Origin of the sequence: Nocardia sp. No.11 (assembly GCF_038752175.1) — a bacterium.
GTDB lineage: Bacteria > Actinomycetota > Actinomycetes > Mycobacteriales > Mycobacteriaceae > Nocardia > Nocardia canadensis.
This window is the reverse complement of the sequence record NZ_JBCGFB010000050.1, coordinates 35,368-41,868: the sequence shown is the minus strand read 5'-3', so window position 1 is coordinate 41,868 and position 6,501 is coordinate 35,368. Positions and strand designations below refer to the sequence as shown.

The window sequence follows — 6,501 nt, the reverse complement described above, 5'->3', positions numbered from 1 at the left end:
CCCGCTCTACCAGGGCCTGGAGGACTGGCGCCTGCTCGGCTGAGCACCCACCCGCATCGAAGCCTCCTCGGTGAGCGAGCCACTCGCCCACCGAGGGCGCTTTTCGCGTGCTGGTCAGGCCGCGTGCTGGCCGGATCACGATGGAGACCGTCGGCTGGACGCGCCGGAGCTCGGCACGAACGTCCTGGCTCTCAGTGACATGAGCACCGGCCGGAGCGACCTCGGCGATCAGCTACTGCCGGGTCTTTCGTCCTGAGCGGCCCGGCGACTGTCCCCGTGTGACCGATGAATATGTTCGCGGCTGCGAACGTATTGATAGTTTTCGCTCGGCGCTGTAGACGCCACCGAATTGTCGCCGAATCCGGTCACACGGCCTGGATGGCTATTCATGGAAAGGGTGGTCGCATGGTTATTGCGCGAATGTTGAGGAATTCTGTTGCGATTCTGATCGGTGGGGGAATTTTGCTGTCGGGTGCGGGACCAGCGCTTGCTGCAGCCGACGTCGGCGCATTCGGATCGTCGGAACTCGTGGATGCGGGAACGGGTTCGGCCCGCTCCGGCATATCACTTGGTGCGCAGATCGTGAGCTCGGGCAGTGCGGCGGCATCAGACGCTTCGAAGTTGTTGTCACAGCTTGTCGAGAGCGGGGGCACCGTGGTGTCCGGCGGCAGTTCTGTTGCAGGTTCGATGCTTGAATTACTGGCTTCTTGGGTCGATCTGATCGGCCACCGGTGATCGGGTCCGAAGAAATGACAATTGTCCCTACTTGCCCGGCGAGTGTCCCGTCCGGGCAGGCGGTCCTTTTTTCGGCGCTGAATTGTAGTTAGCGTTCGGCATGTTCATCCGGATATCACACCGGATGTTCGCAAGGCGGCATCGGGGGCTGCTCAGGCGGCCAGGAAACGTGTGTCGTGAAATCCGGTACATCGCAGAGGAGTGGACCATGAAAAGGAAGCGCGTCGGTTGGGTAGCGGTCGCCCTCGCTGTCGGAATGGGTGTTCCCGCGGTGGGTGCCTCGGTGGCGTATGCCGATTCCGGGTCGGGAGGTCCGGCAGCGGCGGAATTGGCCGAAGCGGGTAGTTCGGTCGGTGGCGAGATCTTGGGCACCGGCAGTGGGATCGCGTCGGAGGGGGTGGGCATGCTGCTTCCCGCTGTGGGACTGGGCAGCTCATCCGCGAAGGCGCTGGCAGGACTGCTCAGTTCCGGGAGTACGCGAGCGGACGAGCCGCCCGCGAGTGCGTCGCCGGGGCAAGGGTAGTGAGCGGGACTTGCTGACTCGTTGAGCGTGGGGTGGCGTCGGTCCGATGCGCGGTCGGACCGGCGTCGCGCTGCTGCCCGAGCACGGGCCTGGCGGTGGTCAGCTCGGTGGTCCGCTGTCGTCGGTGCCCGCGATCTGTCTGAGCGCTTCGATTGCGGCCGGTCGCGGATCGGCGCCGTAACCGATCAGGACGCCCGCGTAGATGCCGCATTTTATCTTCTCGTCGAGGACGAATCGCGCGCACTCCTTGATGACTGGGCAGTGCAGGCACACTCCCCGTGTCCGCGCGATGGTGAGCTTTCTTGTCTGCAGGGAAGGGAAGAACATCTCGGGGGGCACGGATCGGCAGTTGGCCTTCTTGATCCACTCATTTCTTGCCATCAAGATTCCATTCTGTTGTGCATCGAAGTCATGTTGATCGAATCATTTGTAATACCAGAGGGGCAGGGGTGGATGTCCCGGAAAAGCTACTTACCTCGAGGGTGATGTTGTGCGAGTGCGTCGAATCAGAGAAGACCCTATCGACATCGAGTGGTGTCGATATACAGACATGCGGATCGTCGTCGCTGCGAAAGCTGCCGCAGTGGATCTTTGTACACATTTGGAAAATGTCGAGCGAGTGCGTATTCGGTTCACCGGCCGAGCCCGGAACGAGACGCTGGCCGAGGCGACGGTTCAATGCGGTGTTCGCGTGCTCCGGGTGCAGCTGGTGGCGGCAACGGACTCGGTCGTCCAGATACTCGTCGGACGTCTCGAGCGGAAGCTTGTCAGCGCTGCGGACGGGATTCCTTCGTGGTGGTCTGGTTCGATAGATCCGCGCCTGACCTGTGCCAGCGACACGAAGCCGATTGTGCGCCGCAAACTGGTTCGCCTGCGCCGATGCGCTCCGTGCGATGCCGCGTGTGATCTCGAAGCGAGTGACTACAGCGCCCGCCTCTTCACCGACTCGGATACGGGCGAGGACGCCGTTGTCTTCCGTCCGGGCAGCCGGTCTGCGGACCCCTCGGCGCTGGTTCTGCAGCGTCGGCGAGCACGACGGCAACCGGTGGATGACCCCGCGCCTTACCTTTTCGTTGTAGCCGCCCCCGCGAGCGTGATGACGGAGGCGGCGGCAATGCGTGAGCTGTGTGAGAAAGGTCTGGCGTCGCTGTTCTTCATCGACGATTGCTGGTCGCGCGGGCGCCTGCTCTACCGCCGGTATGATCAGCGGCTGGGATTGGTCATACCGACCTCCGGATGAGCGGGAAGTCCTCGGCTCCGAGGCCGAGTGCATGGGCGACCACGGCAGCTTGGGTACGGTTACGCAGGTCCAGCCGGGTAAGCAATCCGGAGACCGCGTTGCGGATCGTCTTCTCGCTGAGGAAGAGCCGAGCCGCGATCTGCCGGTTGGTCAATCCGGCTCCGAGCATGGCCAGCAGTTGTCGTTGCCGCTCGGTCAACCTGACCGTCTCGATGTCACGATGGCGGCGGACCTCGCTGATCACGGTTTCGCTGAGCCGGTCATCGAGCAGCGCGCAGGGCGAACCGAGTCGTTCGACGAGTGCGGTCAACTCGGCCATCGTTGCCGACTTGCACAGTACCGCGGTGCGCCCTCTGGACACTGCAGACACCATCGTTCGGTGGCTGGGGTTCTCGGTGAAGATCAGGCAACCGATGTTCGGTGGCAGCGCCGCCAGCGCTGCTGCCGTGCTGACCACTTCGCCGCGCAAAGACTGCGGATCGATCACGACAACGTCCGGCTGGACCCGGTTGATCAGCTCTAGCGCCGCGCTCATGGAACTCGCGACACCCGCGAGCGTAAGATTCGCCGACTGTACGCAGAGGCTGCGGAGCCCTTGCTGCGCGATCGCCCAACCGTCCACCACGACAACTGTGGTCGTCGATGTCATGGGCGATCGTGTGGTTCTAGAACGGCCAGGTACCCGTCGAATCGCCGGTACAGCAGCCGTCCGCGTGCCGTCCGGGGATCGGCGAAGAACAGGAAGGGCAGGCCGTTGCGGCACAGTCGTTCTGCGGCGACGGATTCCGGAACAGCCTCGGCAGCGCTGTTGTCGACAGCGATTCGATACGTATCGGTGCAGGGCAAGCAGGCCCGGGTCCGACGGATCAACCCGACCTGCTGAGCGCCTGTTCGATACACCACGGCGCTGTCGCCGGTGTCCGCGTCGCGGAAGAGGAACGTGGCGAAGTCCATCCGGTACATGACCTCACTGGCCGCGGCCGGGTCCAAAGTCAGCAGCTGGACTGCCTTTCGTCGGACGACAGGCTGCGGCGGTGTAGCTGTGTGCAGAACGCTGTTCTCCGGATAAGGAAGGAACCGGGCGGCTCGACCGGTGCGTACACCGTCGACATGACGGCTGAATCGCTCGACCGCCGCCGACGCTGGTCCCATGATTTGCACTCGGCACGGCCGACCGTTGATATCCGCGTTGGCCTGGTAAAGGACGCCTCGAAGGTGGCGCCGAGAGATGCGCACACACCCGGTGGACGATGCGGATGCCGCCCGTAGCGCTCGGCTGACACCGGCGATCGTGTGCATCATGTCCGCGGCCGGCACTGCCCCGTGCGTGCGAACCACCAAACCCGGCCATGTCTCCCGTGCTGGCGCATCTCGCCACACCATGTCAGACCCACTGTGTCCGCAGCGGGACGTGGGTGCGCTGCGTCCATGGGCGAGCGGGGTGCGCCGTGCGGGTACCGTTGGCGGCGCCGATGTGCGGCGAAGAATTTGTTGCTTTCTGCGGTTCGGAACTCGCGCAAATCTCGAATGTCATATTCAGGACCTTTGATCTCGGGTATCAATTCATCTCCGGCGCATCCGAATCTATTCGGATTCGTCGATTCGAAAAAAGGGCCGGACGTCCTGGTCGGCGTTGTGATGACGGACTCCTCGCCCGGCTTCCAGCTATCGCGGTGAAACCCACCCACGCATTTCAGCTGGGCTCGCCCAGCTGTGAGACCATGGTGGCCAGCCGCGGCGCAACTGTGGGCTGAGTCACGACCGATGAATTCGTGCGAGGATCTCACATTCTGCTCATTCGGCAGGTACTCCGGGTCGCGTACTCGCCGTGGCGGGATGTGTGGTTTTCGTGGTCCAGGTCTGGCGGTTCCCAGCAAATAGCCATCAAATGTGGCGAATCTGAGGCAACTTCTAGCCATCTGGCATCGACATCAGAGACTGGGTTTGCCGGTTCGCTGTGTGCGTCCCGGTCATGACCGACAATTCGCGCCAAGTGGAGAAGAATCAGATGCGATCGAGAACCGAACAAGGCTACCGAGCAGAGCTACCCGGTCCCGGGCAACTGTGCCGTGGCGGGAAGGCCATGGCGATCTCGTCAGGCCACGGTGACGGCACACCGACCGAATCGCGTCGCCGGGGATCCGGTCGAACGTTGGCAGAGCGACTGCCGCGCGGCGAGTCCCCCGCGGCGACCGATATCCGGGTGTTTCTCGTGGACCGTCAGGAGATCGTGCTCCGCGGTCTGAATGTCGCACTCGGCGGCGAGCCCGACATCAGCATCGACGGTGAGGCGGTGAACGTCCTGCAGGCGATGGCGCGAATCCAGGGCGATCACGCGCCGGACGTGGTTATCATCGACCCGGACCTGCCCGACGGCCGTGGCCTGGATCTGTGCCGTCTCCTGCGCACCCGGTTCGACGGGGTGCGGTGCGTCGTCCTCACCGCCAGTACGGACCCCGATCGACTCGCTGAATCGATGGTGGCCGGAGCGAGCGCGTATGTCGTCAAAGATGTCGTCGGTCCCGAACTTGCCGCGACGATCAGAATCGTCGATGCCGGCGGGACTTCGTACGATCCGCGGGTAGTCCGAGAACTGCGAACCAGGGTCGGGCGGACCGCCGTACTGGACCAGCTCAGCCCCCGTGAGTGTCGGATGTTCGCGATGCTGGGCAAAGGCCTGACGAATCGCCAGATGGCCGAAAGATTGTTCATCGCCGAGAAGACGGTTCGCAACTCGCTGACCGTGCTGTTCGCGAAGCTCGGAGTCAGCGGCCGGGTGCAGGCCGCGGCGCTGGCCGTCAAGATCGGCGTTGTGGATACGTCCCTGGCGAGCTGATCGGCGCGTGTCGCGGCTCCGATTGGTTAGAACGTGCGGATCGGTTCGACACAATAGTCTCGTGGAACGAGATCACATGGGCGCCCGCGAGTCGCGCGTACCCGGGTCGCGGTCCGAACCCGTCTTCACCGAGGACGACTTGAACCTGGTGAACGCGCTACAAATCGCGCCTCGGGCGTCGTGGGCGCGCGTCGGCGCTGCTCTCGGGATGGACGCGGCGACGGCAGCCAGACGGTGGCGGCGTCTGACTGCCGAAGGGCTGGCCTGGACGACCGCGTACGCCCCAGAATATTCGCTCTTCGCGATCGTGCAGCTCAAGTGCCGACCGGACCGAATCCGGCAGGTGTCAGAGGCGGTGTGCACTTACCCGTCCATTTACTCTGTGGAGCGAACGACGGGCCACTTCCAGCTCGAACTCTGGGTCGCCGCGGGCGATCTCGGTGCGCTCGACGACTTCGTGACGAGTTCGATCGGTACACTCCCCGGCGTCGTCGAGGTGCGAACCAGTGTTGGTGTGAATGTCTATGCCGACGGCAGCGATTGGCGAGCGGGCTCGCTGGACAAATATGAGCGCGCGGCCCTCGGAGATGCGGATCAACCGGCTGTCCGGCCCAGAGACTCCGGGCGATTGTCGGACCGGCGGTTGGTGGCCGCACTCGGCGCGGATGCCCGTCGCAGTGTCGTCGATCTCGCCCGCGACACCGGAATGAGCGCGACATCGATTCGGCGGCGGTTGACGGAGATGACTCGTGCCGGTCGACTGATTCTCCGAGCGGAAATGTCGCGGCAGGCGGCCGGCTGGCCGATTCTCGTCACCTACAGATTGCGCGTACCACCGGCCGACCTCGATCGTTTCGGCGCTACGACCACGAAATGGAGTGCGGTCCGCGTCTGTGTTCCGATGCTCGGTGGCGAAACGAATCTGCTCATGGTCGCCTGGCTGCCGACGATCGACCGGTCGTTGCGGTTGGAATCCGAGATCGCTCGCAGCTTTCCGCAGGCCGAGATCCGGGAACGTGACCTCACGGCCGCCACCCTGAAGCGTATGGGGCGAGTGCTGGATGGTTACGGCAGGGCAACCGGCTTCGTCCCGATCACCGTCGAGTGACGATTGCCCGGGACATTCGGCTCTTGATGGCACTGCATCGCGGTGTTTTCCTGGACTTG

Annotated in this window: 7 protein-coding genes; 4 read left to right on the top strand and 3 right to left on the bottom strand. The window is 63.8% G+C overall.

Annotated elements, in window-relative coordinates:
* The first annotated feature begins 378 nt into the window (after positions 1-378).
* Positions 379-735 (top strand): hypothetical protein, encoded by a 357-nt coding sequence (locus tag V8688_RS17345; RefSeq protein ID WP_342801230.1) that lies wholly within the window; start codon positions 379-381, stop codon positions 733-735.
* A 622-nt stretch (positions 736-1,357) separates the two neighbouring features.
* On the opposite strand, the gene V8688_RS17340 is transcribed toward V8688_RS17345, so the two are convergent.
* The gene (locus V8688_RS17340) at positions 1,358-1,639 is read right to left on the bottom strand and encodes a WhiB family transcriptional regulator (protein WP_218719542.1); all 282 of its coding nucleotides are present in this window, start codon (positions 1,637-1,639) and stop codon (positions 1,358-1,360) included.
* A gap of 169 nt (positions 1,640-1,808) precedes the next feature.
* Between V8688_RS17340 and V8688_RS17335 the strand changes: the two genes are divergently transcribed.
* Positions 1,809-2,498: a sigma 54 modulation/S30EA ribosomal C-terminal domain-containing protein gene (locus V8688_RS17335; RefSeq protein ID WP_342801229.1), complete on the top strand. Its 690-nt coding sequence runs from the start codon at positions 1,809-1,811 to the stop codon at positions 2,496-2,498.
* Here the strand turns inward: V8688_RS17335 and V8688_RS17330 are convergent.
* Both V8688_RS17330 and V8688_RS17325 read right to left on the bottom strand, forming a co-directional pair.
* Positions 2,479-3,147, bottom strand: coding sequence for a response regulator transcription factor (locus V8688_RS17330; protein ID WP_316576018.1), 669 nt, complete (start codon positions 3,145-3,147; stop codon positions 2,479-2,481). The genes V8688_RS17335 and V8688_RS17330 overlap by 20 nt on opposite strands.
* Entirely contained in the window at positions 3,144-3,650 is a 507-nt protein-coding gene (locus tag V8688_RS17325; protein ID WP_342801228.1) for a sigma 54 modulation/S30EA ribosomal C-terminal domain-containing protein, read from the bottom strand. Before V8688_RS17325 ends, V8688_RS17330 begins: the two co-directional genes overlap by 4 nt.
* A gap of 820 nt (positions 3,651-4,470) precedes the next feature.
* Between V8688_RS17325 and V8688_RS17320 the strand changes: the two genes are divergently transcribed.
* Together V8688_RS17320 and V8688_RS17315 are read left to right on the top strand one after the other, a co-directional pair.
* The gene (locus tag V8688_RS17320; protein ID WP_342801227.1) at positions 4,471-5,334 is read left to right on the top strand and encodes a response regulator transcription factor; all 864 of its coding nucleotides are present in this window, start codon (positions 4,471-4,473) and stop codon (positions 5,332-5,334) included.
* Between the two features lie 61 nt (positions 5,335-5,395).
* The gene (locus tag V8688_RS17315; protein ID WP_342801226.1) at positions 5,396-6,442 is read left to right on the top strand and encodes an AsnC family transcriptional regulator; all 1,047 of its coding nucleotides are present in this window, start codon (positions 5,396-5,398) and stop codon (positions 6,440-6,442) included.
* The last annotated feature ends 59 nt before the right edge of the window (positions 6,443-6,501 follow it).